Origin of the sequence: Mesorhizobium sp. M1169, assembly GCF_040318345.1 — a bacterium.
Lineage (GTDB): Bacteria > Pseudomonadota > Alphaproteobacteria > Rhizobiales > Rhizobiaceae > Mesorhizobium.
The window spans coordinates 92,410-109,402 of sequence record NZ_JAMYME010000003.1; the positions used below are offsets into that span (position 1 = coordinate 92,410).

A 16,993-nucleotide genomic window follows, 5' to 3' on the forward strand; every position below is an offset into this window, starting at 1 on the left:
GGGGCCGCATGTAGACGCATCGAGGTATCGAGCCGGGGATGTCGCAATGCGCAAGGGCCTTGCCGCGGTGCTTATGGATTTCGTCAAAACTCGTCGGTCGCGAGGAAGCTGCGCCTCGCTGGACCTTTCGTTTGGCCGGATTATCTCCGGAATGACAGCTGTGTCTTTCATCTTGCTGTCGACGGTGGGCTTCACCAGCGATCACATCTCCGCCTGGCGCCTGGGCGCCCGTATCGTCGCCGTCGGGCTGCCGGGCGTGGCCGGCGTGCGCGAGGTGGGGCGTTTTCATAGTGGCGGACCGATACCGGGAAATCCGGAATTCCTGCTGACCACGCGCGAAGGACGTGTGCTCGATCCGCTTAGGGTTCTGGTCGCGGTAGGCAGCAATTTCGGCGCGCCCCCAGGCGATCTCGTATTCAAACCTGGCGCGATCCTGTCGATCGATCCGCGCGGCGACAAATCGGGCACGATCCTGGTTCCGCAGGATCTCACCGACCAAGATCTAGCCGACTATGGCGGAGCGAGCCCAGTCCAGCTCTACACGGCGCAGAGCGAGCCATTCCTCAACCGGCGCTACAATGGCCAGGCTCGAACGGCGCGGCTGGCGGCGGCATCCGGACCGCGCTACATCTCGATCAACAACGCCTTTGGAAGGCCCTGGATCGCCAACGCGCCGAACGGATTGGCCGGCGAAGGCAGCGTCACCGTCGTCGACCCCGACGGAGCCCCGCTCGACAATGCGCCAAGCCGCGAGGCCGGCGGCGTGTTCGCCGGCCGGTCTACCGATCGCAAACAAGCGCAGATCGCTCAACCCACTGGATGGCTGGCGCGCGGCTGGCTGGCCAATGGATGGCTGGCGAAGCGGCTGAACTACCGGGCAAGCGGCCAACTGACGCCCGGCGGGCTGCAGACCGGTGCACTCGGAACGGCGTTTCTCGGCCCGTCACCGGACGGCAGCGGATTTGCCGTGTTCGCCGCGGTCACTGCGGACGGCAGCGTGGTCCAGATCCATGTCCAGGACGGTGTCGACGGCCTAGCCGGCCCTGGCACGGTGAGCATGGGCCGCAACAGCGGCGACGATCCCGGCGTCATCGGCATTGCCTTCAAGTGGAATCCGGACCGTGTTCTCTACATCGCCGACCCCGGCCGCGACCGGCTGGTGCTGCTGAAACTGCAAGACGACCGGCGGCATTTCACGGTCGCCGGGGCTGGCATGGTCTCGCTGCCGGAATTCGATCGTCCAGTCGACATCGCCGCCGCTGTCCCCGAGATCGCCAATCCGCACTTTTCGAGCCATACGACGCTTGCCGGCGGGTCGGACCTGTTCGTCGCCAATCGCGGCGACGGCTCGCTACTGCGCATAAGCCAGGACGGCCGGCTTCTCGCCCGAGCGACGATCGACATCCCTGGCCTTGGGCCTCTCGGCGGCGATCGCCTGCGAGCCATCGCAACGTCGGCGGACGCGCAGCGGATCTGGATAACGATAGGCGGCGAGCTTCCCGGATTTCCCGGCCGCGACGGAGCGCTGCTCGAGGTCCCTGCTTTTGACGAGCACGGCGTGTCGGCGACGGCCCAGCAGACGCAAAATGCTGCCGCCAACCCCGATCTCGCCGCTCGCGGAAGGGAGCTGTTTCAGACCGATTTCACGCCGCGGACCGGTCTTGGACCATTGTTCAATGCGACGTCCTGCCTGTCCTGCCATCCCGGCCCCGGCGGTGCGAGCGCGGATGAGAACCGTTTCGCGCGCAGGATAGCCCATATGGATCCGGGATCCGGGCGCACTGTCCCGATCGATCATCCCAACAGCCCGGTCGCCCGGCGCTACATGCTGCGCGATGGTGCCGGCATCGCGGCTGAACCGGCTGCACTGCCGCAGCAGGCCAATGTCATCTCGCTGCGCATGCCGCCCAGCCTCTACGGCGTCGCTGGCATAGACGACATACCCGACAGCGTCATCGAGGCGCAGGCAGTCAGCAAAGGCGACGGGATCAAGGGCCGCCCGCACTATGTCCTCGATGCCAACGGCGCGACGCGCGTCGGCCGCTATGGCTGGAAGGCCGACATTGCGGTCCTCGAAGAGATGGTCGCCGACGCTTTCACCAGGGAGCTCGGCATCACCAGCGTCGTCTCCGGCCACAGCGGGACGGACACGCAACCCGTCGAACAAGGGTCCGGAGAGATCGAGGCGGTGGCTGCCTATCTGCGAATGCTCACCCCGGCCGAGGAGGCCAGGCGATGAGCATCGCCCTGACGTTTTCGCATGCGCCGGAACAAGCGCGCTCGATCTTGCCCGGTATCGCCGTGGCGGCCGCGCTCGCCCTTGCGGGCGGCTGGATTGCCGGCGGATTGGGCGAGCCGCTGTCGCGCAATCCGGTCCTCGTCGCCATGCTCTTCGGGCTGCTGATCGGCAACAGCTTTGCCTGCCCCGACGTCCTGCGCCCGGGGCTCGACTTCACCAAGCGCTACCTGTTGCGCCTGGCGGTCGTCCTTGTCGGCTTCCGCGTCACGACGCGACTGTTCCTCGATCTCGGGCTGATGCCGCTCGCGGTGGCGGCCATCGAACTGATCCTGGTCGCGGCTTTGCTCTACGCCATCGCACGTAGGCTGTTCAGGCTGGAGGCCGAGATCGCGTTGCTGGTCGCGGTCGGAAGCGCCGTCTGCGGCGCAGCCGCCATTCTCTCAGTGGCTGCGCTGATGCGCGCACGCGACCAGAGCGCGGGGGTTGCGATCGCCCTGATCACGCTCAGCGGCACCGCGGCGCTGCTCGTCTATCCCGTGATGTTCCTGGGCGGCTGGCTGCCGCATCTCGACGACCGGCTCTACGGCGTGTTCGTCGGCGCGAGCATCTTCGAACTGGCGCAGGTCTACGGCGCCTCCTTCGCAGTCTCGGACGGGGCGCTGAACACCGCTACCCTCGTCAAGCTCAGCAAGGTGCTGATGCTCATCCCGCTTCTGCTGGCCATCGGCACGTTCTTTCGCGGCCGCAAGAGCGCGCCCGGAGCAACGCCGATCCCGTTCCCGTGGTTCATCGTCGCCTTCATCGGCGTGGTGATGCTCAATTCGCAAATCACTCTCGATCCGCAATTGCGCCGCGGCATTCTCGACGTCGACCAGTTCCTGTTCCTGATGGTGATGGTCGCGCTCGGGATCACCACACGCATCGGCCGTCTCGCCGAAGCCGGCGGTGCGTGGCGCCTGATCGGCCTCGGCTCCAGCGGAGTGCTTTTGTCGGCAACCCTGGCCTATGGCGCACTGATCCCGTTCTCGGCCGGCTTCCCGGCCTCGCCATCGGTCTCGAGCGAAAGCGCAATGCTGGCCAGCGATGGCGGAAGGCTCTTCGCTTTGGTCGGCTGCGCCAAATGCCATGTGCCGGCGCTGGCGGGCGCAAAAGGCGAAGTCAGGCTCTACTCGGACCTTTTACTGCACGACATGGGATCGGCGCTCGACGACAAGATCATCCAGGGTAACGCCATCGGCGCCGAATGGCGGACAACGCCGCTGGTCGGCATCCGCCTGCGCCAGCGCTTCCTGCATGACGGCCGCGCGACCACACTGCGCGATGCAGTGTTCGCGCATGGCGGCACGGCGCAGATCGTCCGCGACCGCTTCTTCGGCCTGGACGAGGCCGACCGCCAGGCGATCCTCGATTTCGTGAGCAGACTATGAACCGGCCGCGTCACGCCAAAACCGGACCGAATCGCCATGCATGAAGGCATCGTCGCGGAGCTGAACCATCTCGACGGACCCGAGCTGCTGGCGCCACTCGTCACCGACTTGTTCCGCGGAAAGGTAGCGCTCGTCTCCTCATTTGGCGCGGAATCTGCGGTGTTGCTGCACATGGCCGCATCGATCGACAGGTCGCTCCCCATCGTCACGCTCGATACCGGAAAGCTGTTTGCGGAAACGGTCGCCTATCGTACGCAATTGACGGCCTTGCTCGGCCTCACCGACGTGCGCATCGTCACGCCCCGGGCAAATGTCCTGCGGGTGCTCGACGGCTCTGGATCGCTGCACCGCAGCGATCCGGACCGGTGCTGCCACATCCGCAAGGTGCTGCCGCTCGAGAAGGCCCTGAGCGGTTTCAAGGCCTGGATTTCCGGCCGCAAGCGCTATCATGGCGGAGTTCGCACGGATGTTGCGACGCTGGAAGAAACTGACGGACGCCTGAAAATCGAGCCGCTCGCCCGCTTCACCCGGCAGCAGATCGAGGTCTATCTCGACCATCATCGCCTCCCCCGGCATCCGCTCATCGAAAAAGGCTATTTCTCGATCGGTTGTGCGCCCTGCACCGTCGCGTGCGGCAGTGCGGACAATCCGCGCGCGGGCCGCTGGAGCGGATTGTCGAAAACAGAGTGCGGGATCCACCGGTCGCCCATCCCCTCGCACAATCCGGTCCCGTCCGCTTCCCGATTTCCGGTTGCGTAAGGCACCGAAGACCCGGGCGCCCAACAAGCCTTGAAAACTAGGCACGCTTGCGAAAACTGGGAGATCAATCGCCGGGAAACTAGGTGACCGTACCGATGTGCGCGGATGCCACTGCGCACAGGATGAGCTCGTGCGTTTGGAAAGGACTGCCAGGCAGCCCATGAGCTTGCCAATCGGAGGGAATAGCCATGATCAGGTCTTCTACCGGATTTGGAGGCGACGGTCGAAGACCGAGTGCGAGGTTCGCCCGCCGTCCATTGCCCAGTTTCAGGTTGCGCAACCATCGAGATCCGCCCTCCCGGGATCAGCCAGTGCCGCTTCATCTACGAAGCCCCCACGAATTGTCGCATGACTGCGCCAGGCTAACGTCAATCGGATCGGCGGGACGGTCATGGCAGCACGACCGTCGCTCGATGATTGGTCGAGCGGGAGCCCCCATGGCCGCCTTAGACGCCTTTGAAGCCGATGCGACGCAACCGCTCTCGGGCACAGGCCGGATCGCCAAGCTGGCGGCGCCGCGCAGCGCCAGGATACTGAGGCGGAACCGCGTTCTCGAAGCGATCGATCGGGTGTCGCGGTCGAGCGTATGCTGGGTGGCGGCACCGGCCGGCTACGGCAAGACGACCGCGGTCATCGATTATCTCGAAAGCGTCGAGGCGCCGCACATATGGTACCGTGTCGATGAGGGCGACCAGGATATAGCGCGGTTCTTTCAATATCTGGCGCAGTCGCTGGACTCAGTCTCGGCTGGAGACATGCCGGTCTTCGGCGTCGAGTATGCCGAGCAGCCGAAGGAGTTCGCCAGGCGCTTTTCCAGAGCCTATTTCGCTCGGCTAAAGCCCGGCACAATTCTGGTGCTCGATGATTTGCACGACGCCGATACCGCAGAATTTCGGGCGGTGCTTTACGAGATGTTCCGTGAACTTCCTGACACCGTCCGCTGCATATGTGTCTCACGCACGCTGCCGCAAGAGGAATTGGGCGACCTCATTCTCGAGGGCAAAATGGCTGTCATCGACCGCCACGCGCTCGAATTCTCGACCGCGGAAGCGCGCGATCTCGTCCACCTGCGTTCGAGGGACGCCGCTCGGGTCGATGTCGAGGCGGCGCGCGGTTGGGCGGTCGGGCTCGTCCTGCTCGCGGATCAAGGCACAAAAACCGGACCGGACGGCACAACGGAGACGGTCCCCGGCGGGCAGAATGTGCTGCCCGACGTTCTCGGCCGTCATTTCTTCCTTTCCCTTCCTGCCGCCGACCAGGACATGCTGCTGAAACTCAATCTGCTGCCCGAAATCAGCGTCGGGTTGGCTGACGAGATGATCGGGTCGGGCGAAGCAGGAAAGCTGCTCGACAGGCTCTACAGGCGACAGTTGCTGGTCACGCGCTCGGAAAACAACCGCGATATCTTTCACCTTCATGACCTCTTGCGCGACTTCCTCGAGCGTCGTTTCGCACAACAAATTGCCAGGGAAGAGCAGCAATCGCTCCGGCGAAAGGCGGCGAAGGTCCTTGCGGGGGCGGGCCGTCATGACGAAGCCATACGCCTCGCCTTACAGGCCGACGACTGGGACCAAGCGAGCGACCTGCTGCTGAGCCGCGCAGAGGACTTGCTGGCGCAAGGGAGCCGCGCGACCTTCATCGAGTGGTGCGGCCGATTGCCGGAAACCATCATGAATGGCTGGCATTTCTATTGGCTGGGCGTGGCCCACATGCCCGACGACGCTGCGGCGGAGCGTTGGCTGTCCAAGGCGTGGCAAGCCTTTGGCGAGGCCGACGATCTGCGCGGCCTGTGCCTCACTGTGTCGCGGGCGGTGTTGGTCAAGACTGCCAGCTGGCGCACGTACGAAGGTCTGTCCATGTGGACGCGACGGGCGTTCGAGCTGATCGAACGCGGGCTTCCGGAACTACCTTCCGAGGAAGCGATGCTGGTACGCATTGGCATGATGCGGGCGCTGAACTTCGGCGACGACTGCTATCGCAGCAGCCCCGCCGGACAAGCACTCGAAACCGAACTCCTGGAGCGGTTGACCCGGAATCCCGAGCGCGATCCGAGCGGATTGCGGCTGCTTGCCAGCGAAACGCTGATCGATCTTTCGGTATCGACCATGCGCGCCGATCTGTTCGCCAAGGCCGCCGACAGCGTCGTTGACGATTTGAGTGACAAGAGCGTGCTGCCTTGGATTCTCGGCATGTGGCTGGTCGCCTTTGGTGCGGAAAGTGGACGTTATTTTCCCTATAAGAGAAGGGATTTTCCCTATCCGTCGGCCGAAGCGGCGTTGCGGGCGGCGATCGCGATTGGCGAGCGCGAATCGCTGAGGGGCGTGGAGTTCGGGGGGCTCTATCATTTGCAAATGCAGATGAAGGTCCGCAACGATTTTGCCGAGTTCCACCAAGTGGTCGAGCGTTTGGCCGAGATCGCCGACAGCCGTTTCACCACGCAGGTCGCCGTCGTCGCCGATTGCCACGCCGCGCTCCATGCCAGGCAAGGCGATTTCACGGCCGCTTACCAGGATTGCGAGCGCTTCATGACTGCCATCGAGGCGGCCAACGAGCCGATGATCGAGCGCTGGCCGCACTACATCACGCAGTTCCAGGTGCTGCTGGCGGACAGGAAGCCGCGCGAAGCCGCCGTGCTTCTCAGCGATCTGCTGCCGCGGCTGGACGGCGGCGCCCACAAGCGAACCGAGATATGCATTCTGGCAGCGGCCGCATTGGAGAACCTGTGGAGCGACGATCCGCACTATGGCGACCGGCTGCAGGCCTTCCTGGAAGCGCTGCGCGACATCAGCTGGCCAATGGTGCTGCTCAATGTCCCGGAATTGCTCGCCGAACTGCTTGGCGATGCGCTTGAGCGCGGCATCGAGCCCGAGTTCTGCCGGTCGTTGATCCGCGAACGCCGGCTCGAGCCGCCGCCCCGGCGGCCCGCCGCCTGGCCCTGGCCGCTCAGGGTCCACGTCCTCGGAGGCTTTCGGCTCGAACTCGATGCAAACCCTCTCGCGCTCGGCGCGAAGCCGCCGACGAAGGCCCTCGACATCCTGCGAGTGCTGGCGATCTCAAAGGAAAATACCTGCTCGCAGGAGACCATTCAGGACTGGCTGTGGCCCAACCTCGACGGCGACCAGGCGCGGGCGGCGTGCGACCAGGCGCTTCATCGGCTGCGCAAGCTGTTGGGACGGACCGACCTCATCGTCCAGCGCGAAGGCAAGCTTCGCCTTGCATCGGACAAGGTCTGGGTCGACCTCGCCGACTGGGAAGCACGGCTCAAGACTGTCGCAAAGGTCAATGCGGAGGGATTGCGGCCAGACGCGGAGGCGCTCTTCCATGCATTCCCGGGTCCGTTGTTGTTGCACGAGCGAACCGCTTCCTGGTCGCTCCCGGCTTGCGAGCGCGTGCGTCGCGAACTGATCGATCTTGGGCTGCGGCTCGGCCAGCGGCTGGAGGCGGCCGACCAAGCCGACAAAGCACGGGCGATATATTTAGGGGTATTGGACTTCTATCCAGATGCCGGACCGATCTGCAAAGCGCTGATAAAGGAGCAACTGTGCCGCAATGATTTCGAAGGCGCAGTTGACGAATATGAGCGCTACGAGCGCGCATTGCGTGCTGCCGGTGACGTAGCGGCCGCAGACATACGCGCGCTGGTGGCTCCCTATCTCGCGCGACGGGCGTCCCGACACTCGTATTGAAACGACACGTTCTTATGGCCATGGTACTGGCGGAATTTTCACCCGCCAGCGCTCAACGCACGATCCTCACGCACATCGGCGTGCCAATATCGATGGATCGGCCGGTGTCGGTCAGCCGGCCGGTTGCGGCATCACGGGCGAAAATCGAGATGCGGTCGGCATTCTGGTTGGCCGAGAACAGATGGCCGCCCGGGGGCGTCAGTGCCAGATTGCGCGGCGTGGCACCGCCGCAGGGCGTATATTCGACAAGGGCAATCCTGCCGGTTTGCTGGTCGACCGAAAACACGACGATGCTGTCATGACCGCGGTTGGAGCCATAGAGGAAGCGGCCGTCAGGCGAGATCTGGATGTCGGCGCAGTGATTGCCGTCGCGCGCCTCTGGGGGCACGGCCGGCTTGCTGTCGATCACCGTAAGCTTGCCTGATGCTTCGTCCAGCGCCAGCGAGACAACCGTCGAATCCAGCTCGTTCATGACGAACACGAAGCGACCGCCCGGATGCAGTGCGAGATGGCGCGGACCCGCGCCTGGAGCAAGCGCCGACTCGGCGAGCTTCGTCAGGCTGCCGTCTGAGCCGATGCGATAGGACACCAGCCGGTCGATGCCGAGGTCAGCGACGATCGCCATGCCGCCGGCAACCGTCTCGGTTACGCTATGGGCATGCGGCCGCTCCTGGCGGGCGGGATCTGGTCCGGTCCCGCTATGGACAACGCTCGACAACGGCGCTGTCAGGCCGCCATTCTCACCCAACCCATAGACCACGACCGAGCGATCGGGGCCGCCCTCGCCCATGCCGTAATTGGCGACCAGCAGCTTGGTCCCGTCGCGCGTGATGGTGTTGTGCGCCGTGATGCTGCCCAGCGTCGGCTGCTTGTTGATGTAGGACAGCGTGGCGGTCTGCCTGTCGAAACGGTAGGCCGAGACCACCCCTTCGCGCCAGGTGAACACTTCTGAGTTGGCATAGATGTGGGAGCCGTCCGGCGTCACCGACAGGAAGGTGGGATTGTCGATGTCTCCCGTCTCGGCCAGTTTCTTCGTCTGCAGCGTCCCTTCGTCGAAACTGTAGACACCCAGCCCGATGCCGCGCGCGCCCTGAAAATACGGGGCGTCGCGATTGAGGCTGCCGACGAAAATCAGACAGGCATTCTGCATCACTTCCTCCCTTGTTCCGCCGGCATTGGCCCCAACGGAGCAGGCAAAATTTCGCCTGTTCACGCTTGCAACACAACCCCATATGTGAAAATACTATTCACAAAAGAAAATTGACGGGAGGATCGATCATGCATTTCGCTGGTCTGCGGCGCGCCCTAATGGACGATTCCCGCTCCCAGAGGAAGTTGTCATGAGCGGTTTCGCGCCAACCGTGGGCGTGGCATCGACACACCCCGCCAACATGCCTAGGGATCACGCCGACCTTCCCGTCTGGAACGCGGAGAACTGGTTCTACGAAGACTGGCCGGTCGGCCAGAAGATCCGCTCGCTGCGCCGGACCATTGCCGAGGGCGACAGCCATCTCTTCAACACGCTGGTGCTCGACATCCATCCATACGTGCAGGACCAGATGTTCGCCGAGACGCAAGGCATTTTCGGCAAGCGGCTGGTGGCAGGGGCCTTCGTGTTCTCGGCCGGGCTCGGTCTCGTCGCCACCAATTGCGTCAACGCCTTTTCGTATGGCTACGACAAATTGCGCTTCATCAAGCCGGTGTTCATAGGCGACACGATCTATTCGATCCGCTCCAACCTCGACAAGAAGCCAAAATACAAGGAAATGGGGCTGATCCGCGCCAGCTATGAAGTCTTCAAGGGTGAAGGCGAGCTCGTGCTTTATTGCGAGCACCTGCAGACGGTGAAGTACCGCAATCCGGCCGATTTCGCCGGTAAGACGGAGAAATAGGCAATGGCTGCCATTGCCGAACTGCCGCTGACCGGGCTCATCGTTGTCGATATGAGCCAGTTCTTGTCCGGGCCTTACTGCTCGCTGCGACTGCTCGACCTCGGCGCTCGGGTCATCAAGATCGAACGGCCTGACGGCGGCGACCTGTCGCGCCGGCTCTATCTCAGCGACACCGAGATCGGCGGCGATTCCACCATTTTCCATGCCATCAACCGCGCCAAGGAAAGCTTTGCCATCGACTTGAAGGACGAGGCCGACCTTGCGGCGCTGCGCGGCCTGCTGGCCAGGGCCGACGTGCTGATCCAGAATTTCAGGCCCGGCGTCATCGAACGCCTGGGCTTCGATTACGAGGCGGTGCGCAAGATCAATCCGCGCCTGGTCTATGCCTCGATCAGCGGCTATGGCGAGGAAGGCCCGTGGGTCAAGCGGCCGGGGCAGGATCTGCTGGCGCAGGCCCGCTCCGGCGTGATGTGGCTGAACGGCGACGAGGACCAGGGGCCGGTGCCCTTCGGCCTGGCGATCGCCGACATGCTGGCGGGTTCCGCCGCCGCGCAAGGCATCCTCGCCGCACTGGTGCGGCGCGGCGTGACCGGCAAGGGCAGCCATGTCGAGACCAGCCTGCTCGAAGCGCTGGTCGACTTCCAGTTCGAGGTGCTGACCACGCATCTCAATGACGGGCGCAGGCTGCCGCGGCGGTCGAGCTTCCGCAGCGCGCACGCCTATCTCTCGGCGCCCTACGGCGTCTATCCGGCCAAGGACGGCTATCTGGCGATCGCCATGACGCCGATCTCGAAACTCGCCGATCTCCTCGGGCTCGAGGAGCTTGCGCCCTATCGCGACCAGTCGTCGACCTGGTTCACCGCCCGCGACGAGATCAAGGCGATCATCGCGCAAAAGATCGCAACGAAGACGGTCGACGAATGGCTTGCCATTCTCGAGCCTGCCGACATCTGGTGCGCCAAGGTTTTGACCTGGCCGGAAATGATGGCCAGCGAAGGCTTCCAGGTCCTCGACATGCTGCAGACGGTGACGCGCGAGGATGACGTTTCGATCCTCACCACGCGCTCGCCGCTCAGGGTAGACGGCATCCGCGCCAAGGTCGAGCGGGCCGCGCCACGCATCGGCGAGCACAGCGCAAAAATCCGCGCGGAGTTCGGGCTGTGAGCGACGTCACGCTCAAAGGCATGACCTGGAGCCATCCGCGCGGCTATGACCCGATGGTCGCCTGTTCGAGACTGTGGAAGCAACAAACTGGCATCGCCGTTGAATGGGACAAGCGCTCGCTGCAGGATTTCGAATCCTTCCCGGTCGAGGAACTGGCCCGTGCCTACGACCTGATCGTCGTCGACCATCCGCATGTCGGCCAGATCACCGCCGAGAATTGCCTGGCGCCGCTCGATGTCGCCGGCCGGGAAGCCGAACGCGCGGCACTTGCGGCGGGCAGTGTCGGCCGGTCCTTTCCGAGCTACAACTGGCAAGGCCGGCAGTGGGCGTTTCCGATCGACGCGGCCAGCCAGGTGCAGGCATGGCGGCCCGACATGCTTTCGGCTGCGCCGGCGAGCTGGGCCGATGCCCTCGATCTGGCGCGGCAAGGCCACGTGCTGTTGCCGCTGAGGCCGCCGCATTCGCTGATGGTGTTCTACACGCTTGCCGGCAATCTCGGCCGGCCCGCCGGTGAAGGCCCTGGCGACCACGTGGATCCGGCAGCGGGCAAGCAGGTCTTCGAGATGATGCGCGAGATCGCAGCCCTCGTCGACCCGGCCTGTCTTGGCATGGATCCGATCGCGGTTCTGGAGCAAATGGCCGGATCCGGCTCGCGGATCGCCTGCGCGCCGCTGATCTATGGCTATGTCTCCTATGCCATCGCCGGGTTTCGACCCACCCGCCTGGCTTTCGCGGATATCCCGGCCGCTGGCAATGCCGGCCCCAAAGGCTCGGCGCTCGGCGGGACCGGCATCGCCGTGTCGGCCTTCTCGAAGGCCGGACAGGCAGCAATCGACTTCGCCTACTGGATCGCCAGCGGTGACGTGCAGCGCGGCCCCTACGCCTCGGCCGGCGGCCAGCCCGGCCATGCGGCAGCCTGGACGGATGCCGCCGTCAACGCCGCCGCCGGCAATTTCTACAAGGACACGCGGGCTACGCTCGAAGGTGCCTGGGTGAGGCCGCGGCACGACGGCTACATGGCGTTCCAGCAGGCGGCGTCCGATCGCATCAATCTCGGCCTGAGCGAAAGGCACAATGCCGCTCGCGTCGTTGCCGATCTCAATCGCCTGTTTCGGGAGAGCCTTTCGACGCAGGTGTCCGGCGTTGCCGGCGGAGGAGCCTGAACAACCGAACGGAGGAGAACATGAACAGCCTGATCCGCGGCCTTATGGCCGCAACCGCACTTGCATCGGTCACGACCATAGCCTGCGCTCAAGACGTTTCGGGCGTGATTGCTGGATTGCCGACCGAACTGAAGGCACAATATGACGGCGCGCCGCAAAAGGTGCTGCCGTCGGCCTGGGATAATTTCACGCCGCCGTCAAAGCCGTGGAAATGGTGCCACTCCGAGTCCTACCAGGGCAATCCGTGGCGCGTCACAGTGACCAAGGAGTTGAAGCGGCTGGTCGAAGGCCTGATCGCCGACGGCACCGTGGCGAGCTTCGAGGTATCGGATTCCAACAACGACGCCAGTCAGCAGATCAACCAGATCCGCGCCTTCATCGACAAGAAATGCTCGATCATCACCTCGATCCCCGGCTCGGCGACGGCGCTGGACGATGCCATCGATGCCGCAGCCAAAGCCGGCATCCCCTTCATCACGGCAGCTGGGTCGGTGACCAGCCCGAATGCGATCAACGTCGATTCCAACTATGCGCGCTGGGGCTACGACATGATGACCGCGATCGGCAAAGCAATGCCGGACGGCGGCAGCGTGCTTCTGGTCGAAGGCATTGCCGGTCACCCGATCGTCGTGCAGGAGCGCCAGGGTGGCGACAAGGCGCTGGCCGAAAATTCAAAGCTCAAGGTCTCGCGCAGCGTCAACGGCAACTGGACGGCCAACGTCACCAAGACGGCGGTGCTGCAGGCGATCGCCACCAATCCGGCGCCGATCGATGCGGTGTGGACGACGGGCAGCGAAAGCCGCGTCGTCGCCGAGGCCTTTGCCGAGGCCGGCCGCCCTGCCCCGCTGATCACCGGCTCGATCACCGGCGATGCGCTCGGCTACTGGAAGGCCAATCCCGACAAATACCGCTTCGAAGGCCATGCGGTTCTGCCGCACTGGACGGCCGAGACGCTGTTTCGTGTCGGCGTGCGCATGCTCGACGGACAGAAGCCGAAGCTCAACACGCTGCTGATCCCGATTCCGCCGGTGCACAATGCCGACCTCGGCGCCTGGTACAAGGACTGCATGACGCCGGACGCCGTCTCGATCTTCCCGGTCCCGCCGAAGGATCCGATGCCGGAGGAATGGCTCGATGCCTACTTCGCCAATCCGGCACCGACCAAGGGGTGGGATTATTCGAAGGTGCCGGACGCCTGCGCCAAGTAGGATACGAAGGCCGGCTCCGCACGGGCGGTGCCGGCTTTCTCCATCAGGATTGCTCATGCTGGAAGTCCAGGCCATCTCGAAACGCTACGGCGAAACGATTGCGCTGGCCAATGCCTCAATCGCATTCCGCGCCGGCACGATCCACACCATCCTGGGCGAGAATGGTTCGGGCAAGAGCACGCTGGTCAAGCTGCTGTCGGGGATCGTCCAGCCAGACAGCGGCGCGATCCTGCTCGACGGAGCGCCCTTTGCCGGCCTCTCGCCGGCGGCGTTCCAGACCGCCGGTTTGGCCACCGTGTTCCAGGAAGTGCTGATCGCGCCCGACCGTTCGGTGACGGACAACATCCTGCTCGGCCTCGACGGCTTGCTGACGCGCACCGTGCCGCGTGCCGAGCGGCGGCAACACGCGCAAGCGGTGCTGAAGCGGTTCGCGGTGACCGAGATCCCGCTCGACCAGTCGGCCGGGCAATTGCCGCTTGCGGTTCAGCAATTGGTAGTGCTCGCCCGCGCCGTGGTGCGCAGCCCGCGCATCCTCATCCTTGACGAGGTCACGGCGGCGCTCGACTTTGCCGATCGCGAGGCGGTCTTTGCCATGATGCGCAAGCTTGCCTCCGAAGGCTGCCTGATCCTGTTCATCACCCATCGCATGGACGAGGTGATGTCGCTTTCGGACCGGATTTCCGTGCTGCGCGGCGGCAGCGTGGTGACGACTGAGGAACGCGGCACGTCCTCCGCATCCGAACTTCTCAGAGCGATGGCGCCACGCACGGCGGCGGAGCTGGCGCATGGCTGATGGCGCCAGCCTTTCGGTGCGTGGCCTGGTGATCGCGCCAGGCGCAAGCCCCATGACGCAAACCATCGCGCCTGGCGAGATCGTCGGCCTTGCCGGCCTCGACGGCCACGGACAGGAGCGGTTCCTGAAAGTGCTGGCCGGCCTGGAACGCCCGGCCGACGGCGAGGTGACCGTCGAGGCGACAACCGGAGCGCGTGCGATCACCAATTTCCGCAAGGCGGTCGCCGGCGGCATCGCCTATTTGCCGCGCGACCGGCGCACCACCGGCATTTTTCCGACCCAATCGGTGCTCGATAATTTTGCCGTCTCGACGCTGTCGCGCGACACGCGGTACGGCCTGCTCAGCTTCGCCGCGCGGCGGCAGCGCTATGAACGCTATCGGGACAGACTGTCGATCATCGCGCCACGGCCAGACGCCCCGATCACCACGCTTTCTGGCGGCAATCAGCAGAAGGTGCTGCTGGCCCGTGCATTGGCGCTGGAACCGGCGATCCTGCTCCTCAATGATCCGACGCGCGGTGTCGACGTGGCGACGCGCCATGTCCTCTACGATGTGTTTCGTGGACTGGCGGCGGACGGCATGGCTCTGGTCATCCTGTCGAGCGAGATCGAGGAGATCCTCCTGCTTTGCCATCGCGTGCTGGTGTTCCGCGAACAGCAGGTGGCGGCTGAAATCACCGGAGACGAGATGAAAAGCGATACGGTGATCGCCGCCATGTTCGGACGCGCCGCATGAGCGGGTTGCGGCGCATGGCGGCGCGATGGCGCGGCGCTGGCTTTGCGGCAGTGCTGCTGGCCATCCTGATCGCGGTCAATCTGCTGCTCAATCCGGCGCGCTTCCATCCTGCCGCCTGGGGCGCGCTGATCGGGCTCGCCGCGCCGCTGATCGGCGCAGCGCTCGCCTCGGCTCCGGTGATCCTCGCCGGGCGCGGCGGCATCGACATTTCCGTCGGGCCATTGATGGGCTTCGTCAATGCGATGGTGATCCAGCTGCTGTTTCTCAGGCTTGGCATGTCTTCGCCGCTGGTCATCGTGCCGGCGGCGCTTCTGATCGGCGCGATCGTCGGCGCCGCCAACGGCTTTCTGGCGACCATCGTCCGCATCCAGCCGATCGTCGCAACGCTCGGCACCTATCTGATCCTCACCGGCATGACGCTGACCGTCCTGCCGGCGCCGATCGGCCCGGCGCCGGGCTGGCTGAAGGCAATGGCCGGACCCTGGTCGGCGCTGCCGCTGGCGCTGATCTTCCTGTTCTGGTGGCTGGTGCGGCAGACGCCTTATTACGACCAGCTGATGGCGGTGGGCAGCGACGACCGCGCCGCCTACACGGCCGGCATTCCGGTGACGAAAGTACGTTTCATCGCCTATGTCATGACCGGCATACTTGCCGCCTGTGCCGGCCTCATGCTGACCGCCCTGATCGGTTCGGCCGACCCTAATATCGGGCCAACCTACACGCTGATCGCGATTGCCGCGGTGGCGCTCGGCGGCGTCAGCCTTGCCGGCGGGCGCGGCGGGCTCGCCGGCGCCGCCATCGGCGCTGTCGACATCTTCCTGCTGCAGAGCGTGCTGACCGCCTTCAACGTCTCCACCTATGTGCTGCAGATCGCCTATGGCGCGATCCTGGTTGTGGCCGTCATCATGACGGCGCTGCAGGAGCGGCTCTCGGGACGGAAAGGCTGAGAAGCATGAGCCGGAACTGGTTCCAGTCCACCAATGCCCGCGTCGCCGGTGCCTTTGCCGTCGCTGTCGCCTTGCATCTCCTTGGCACCTTGCTCATCCCGGGCTACTCCCAGCCGTTCGCCATCCGGGCGCTGCTGGTGATCGCCTCGCTGCTGGCGGTGGCATCGATCGGCCAGACCCTCGTCGTAATCCTGGGCGGTATCGATCTGTCGATCCCCTTCATCATCGGCTTTGCCAATGTCGTTGCCGCACAGCTCTACGGCGTCGGCTGGAATTTTGCTCTTGTCTGCGCGGTCGTCAGCGCGCTCGCCTTACTGATCGGGGCGCTGAACGGCCTCATCTCGCGCGGGCTCGACATCCACCCGCTGATCGTCACGCTCGGCATCGGCATGATTGTGCAAGGCGCCGTCCTGTTGTGGACCGGTGGTTTTCCATCCGGATCGGCGCCGCAAGCGGTTTCCGCCTTCGTTTCGATCGGCGGTTCGGTCGGACCGCTGCCGGTGCCGGGGCTGGTGCCATGCGTACTGGTGTTGACCTTGCTGGTGGCGCTGGTGCTGGCGCGCACGCCATACGGCCGCCGTCTCTACGCCCTAGGCAGCAATCCAGGTGCTGCGCCGCTGGCGCTGATCGATCCAGTCCGCATGTGGACCGTGACCTATGCCGCGAGCGCCTTCTTCGCCGCCGCGGCCGGCGTGCTGCTGCTCGGCTTCACCGGCTCTGCCTATGGCGATGTCGGCCAGCCCTATCTGTTCCAGACGATCGCGGCAGTGGTGGTCGGCGGCGCCGCCCTTGTCGGCGGCCGCGGCAGCTATTTCGGCACCATTGCCGGCGTGCTGGTGCTGACGGAGATCAACACGCTGCTGATCGGCCTCGGCTTCCGGCCCTCGACGGTGCAGGCGGCACTTGGCCTGGTCATCGTGCTCCTGGTTTCGCTCTACGGTCGCGAGCGGCACGTGTCGGCGACGATCTGAGGCCACCT

General features: G+C 64.8%; 13 protein-coding genes. 12 read left to right on the top strand and 1 reads right to left on the bottom strand.

Annotated features, from left to right (window positions below; translation table 11 throughout):
• Positions 1-151: 151 nt before the first annotated feature.
• From NKH41_RS03955 to NKH41_RS03970, 4 genes are all read left to right on the top strand, one after another.
• Entirely contained in the window at positions 152-2,239 is a 2,088-nt protein-coding gene (locus tag NKH41_RS03955; RefSeq protein ID WP_352768407.1) for a di-heme oxidoredictase family protein, read from the top strand.
• The gene (locus NKH41_RS03960) at positions 2,236-3,666 is read left to right on the top strand and encodes a putative sulfate exporter family transporter (RefSeq protein ID WP_352768404.1); all 1,431 of its coding nucleotides are present in this window, start codon (positions 2,236-2,238) and stop codon (positions 3,664-3,666) included. Before NKH41_RS03955 ends, NKH41_RS03960 begins: the two co-directional genes overlap by 4 nt.
• 36 nt (positions 3,667-3,702) lie before the next feature.
• A complete protein-coding gene (locus NKH41_RS03965) occupies positions 3,703-4,425 on the top strand; it encodes a phosphoadenylyl-sulfate reductase (protein WP_352768401.1) in 723 nt (240 codons plus the stop codon).
• A 437-nt stretch (positions 4,426-4,862) separates the two neighbouring features.
• Positions 4,863-8,111 carry an AfsR/SARP family transcriptional regulator gene (locus NKH41_RS03970; protein ID WP_352768399.1) on the top strand — a complete coding sequence of 1,083 codons (3,249 nt, stop codon included), beginning with the start codon at positions 4,863-4,865 and terminating at the stop codon, positions 8,109-8,111.
• Between the two features lie 52 nt (positions 8,112-8,163).
• Here the strand turns inward: NKH41_RS03970 and NKH41_RS03975 are convergent, their stop codons facing one another.
• The gene (locus NKH41_RS03975) at positions 8,164-9,261 is read right to left on the bottom strand and encodes a lactonase family protein (protein WP_352768397.1); all 1,098 of its coding nucleotides are present in this window, start codon (positions 9,259-9,261) and stop codon (positions 8,164-8,166) included.
• Between the two features lie 190 nt (positions 9,262-9,451).
• Here NKH41_RS03975 and NKH41_RS03980 point away from each other — a divergent pair, with 190 nt between their 5' ends.
• From NKH41_RS03980 to NKH41_RS04015, 8 genes are read left to right on the top strand one after another with little or no spacing between them, the layout of a single operon-like run.
• On the top strand, positions 9,452-10,003 hold the full coding sequence (locus NKH41_RS03980; RefSeq protein ID WP_352768395.1) for a MaoC family dehydratase: 552 nt from the start codon (positions 9,452-9,454) through the stop codon (positions 10,001-10,003).
• Between the two features lie 3 nt (positions 10,004-10,006).
• A complete protein-coding gene (locus NKH41_RS03985; protein WP_352768392.1) occupies positions 10,007-11,167 on the top strand; it encodes a CaiB/BaiF CoA transferase family protein in 1,161 nt (386 codons plus the stop codon).
• 20 nt (positions 11,168-11,187) lie between these two features.
• A complete protein-coding gene (locus tag NKH41_RS03990) occupies positions 11,188-12,330 on the top strand; it encodes an extracellular solute-binding protein (protein ID WP_352777718.1) in 1,143 nt (380 codons plus the stop codon).
• 20 nt (positions 12,331-12,350) lie between these two features.
• On the top strand, positions 12,351-13,538 hold the full coding sequence (locus NKH41_RS03995; RefSeq protein WP_352768389.1) for an ABC transporter substrate-binding protein: 1,188 nt from the start codon (positions 12,351-12,353) through the stop codon (positions 13,536-13,538).
• Positions 13,539-13,593: 55 nt separating this feature from the next.
• Positions 13,594-14,331, top strand: a complete 738-nt coding sequence (locus NKH41_RS04000; RefSeq protein WP_352768386.1) for an ATP-binding cassette domain-containing protein — start codon at positions 13,594-13,596, stop codon at positions 14,329-14,331.
• Entirely contained in the window at positions 14,324-15,067 is a 744-nt protein-coding gene (locus NKH41_RS04005) for an ATP-binding cassette domain-containing protein (RefSeq protein ID WP_352768384.1), read from the top strand. Before NKH41_RS04000 ends, NKH41_RS04005 begins: the two co-directional genes overlap by 8 nt.
• A complete protein-coding gene (locus NKH41_RS04010) occupies positions 15,064-16,014 on the top strand; it encodes an ABC transporter permease (protein WP_352768381.1) in 951 nt (316 codons plus the stop codon). Before NKH41_RS04005 ends, NKH41_RS04010 begins: the two co-directional genes overlap by 4 nt.
• 5 nt (positions 16,015-16,019) lie before the next feature.
• A complete protein-coding gene (locus NKH41_RS04015; protein ID WP_352502960.1) occupies positions 16,020-16,985 on the top strand; it encodes an ABC transporter permease in 966 nt (321 codons plus the stop codon).
• Positions 16,986-16,993 lie beyond the last annotated feature (8 nt).

Bases quoted from the DNA above. Each gene is read 5' to 3' on its own strand.
- NKH41_RS03955 (WP_352768407.1), top strand. From the start codon at position 152: ATGACAGCTGTGTCTTTCATCTTGCTGTCGACGGTGGGCTTCACCAGC.
- NKH41_RS03960 (WP_352768404.1), top strand. From the start codon at position 2,236: ATGAGCATCGCCCTGACGTTTTCGCATGCGCCGGAACAAGCGCGCTCG.
- NKH41_RS03965 (WP_352768401.1), top strand. From the start codon at position 3,703: ATGCATGAAGGCATCGTCGCGGAGCTGAACCATCTCGACGGACCCGAG.
- NKH41_RS03970 (WP_352768399.1), top strand. From the start codon at position 4,863: ATGGCCGCCTTAGACGCCTTTGAAGCCGATGCGACGCAACCGCTCTCG.
- NKH41_RS03975 (WP_352768397.1), bottom strand. From the start codon at position 9,261: ATGCAGAATGCCTGTCTGATTTTCGTCGGCAGCCTCAATCGCGACGCC.
- NKH41_RS03980 (WP_352768395.1), top strand. From the start codon at position 9,452: ATGAGCGGTTTCGCGCCAACCGTGGGCGTGGCATCGACACACCCCGCC.
- NKH41_RS03985 (WP_352768392.1), top strand. From the start codon at position 10,007: ATGGCTGCCATTGCCGAACTGCCGCTGACCGGGCTCATCGTTGTCGAT.
- NKH41_RS03990 (WP_352777718.1), top strand. From the start codon at position 11,188: ATGACCTGGAGCCATCCGCGCGGCTATGACCCGATGGTCGCCTGTTCG.
- NKH41_RS03995 (WP_352768389.1), top strand. From the start codon at position 12,351: ATGAACAGCCTGATCCGCGGCCTTATGGCCGCAACCGCACTTGCATCG.
- NKH41_RS04000 (WP_352768386.1), top strand. From the start codon at position 13,594: ATGCTGGAAGTCCAGGCCATCTCGAAACGCTACGGCGAAACGATTGCG.
- NKH41_RS04005 (WP_352768384.1), top strand. From the start codon at position 14,324: ATGGCTGATGGCGCCAGCCTTTCGGTGCGTGGCCTGGTGATCGCGCCA.
- NKH41_RS04010 (WP_352768381.1), top strand. From the start codon at position 15,064: ATGAGCGGGTTGCGGCGCATGGCGGCGCGATGGCGCGGCGCTGGCTTT.
- NKH41_RS04015 (WP_352502960.1), top strand. From the start codon at position 16,020: ATGAGCCGGAACTGGTTCCAGTCCACCAATGCCCGCGTCGCCGGTGCC.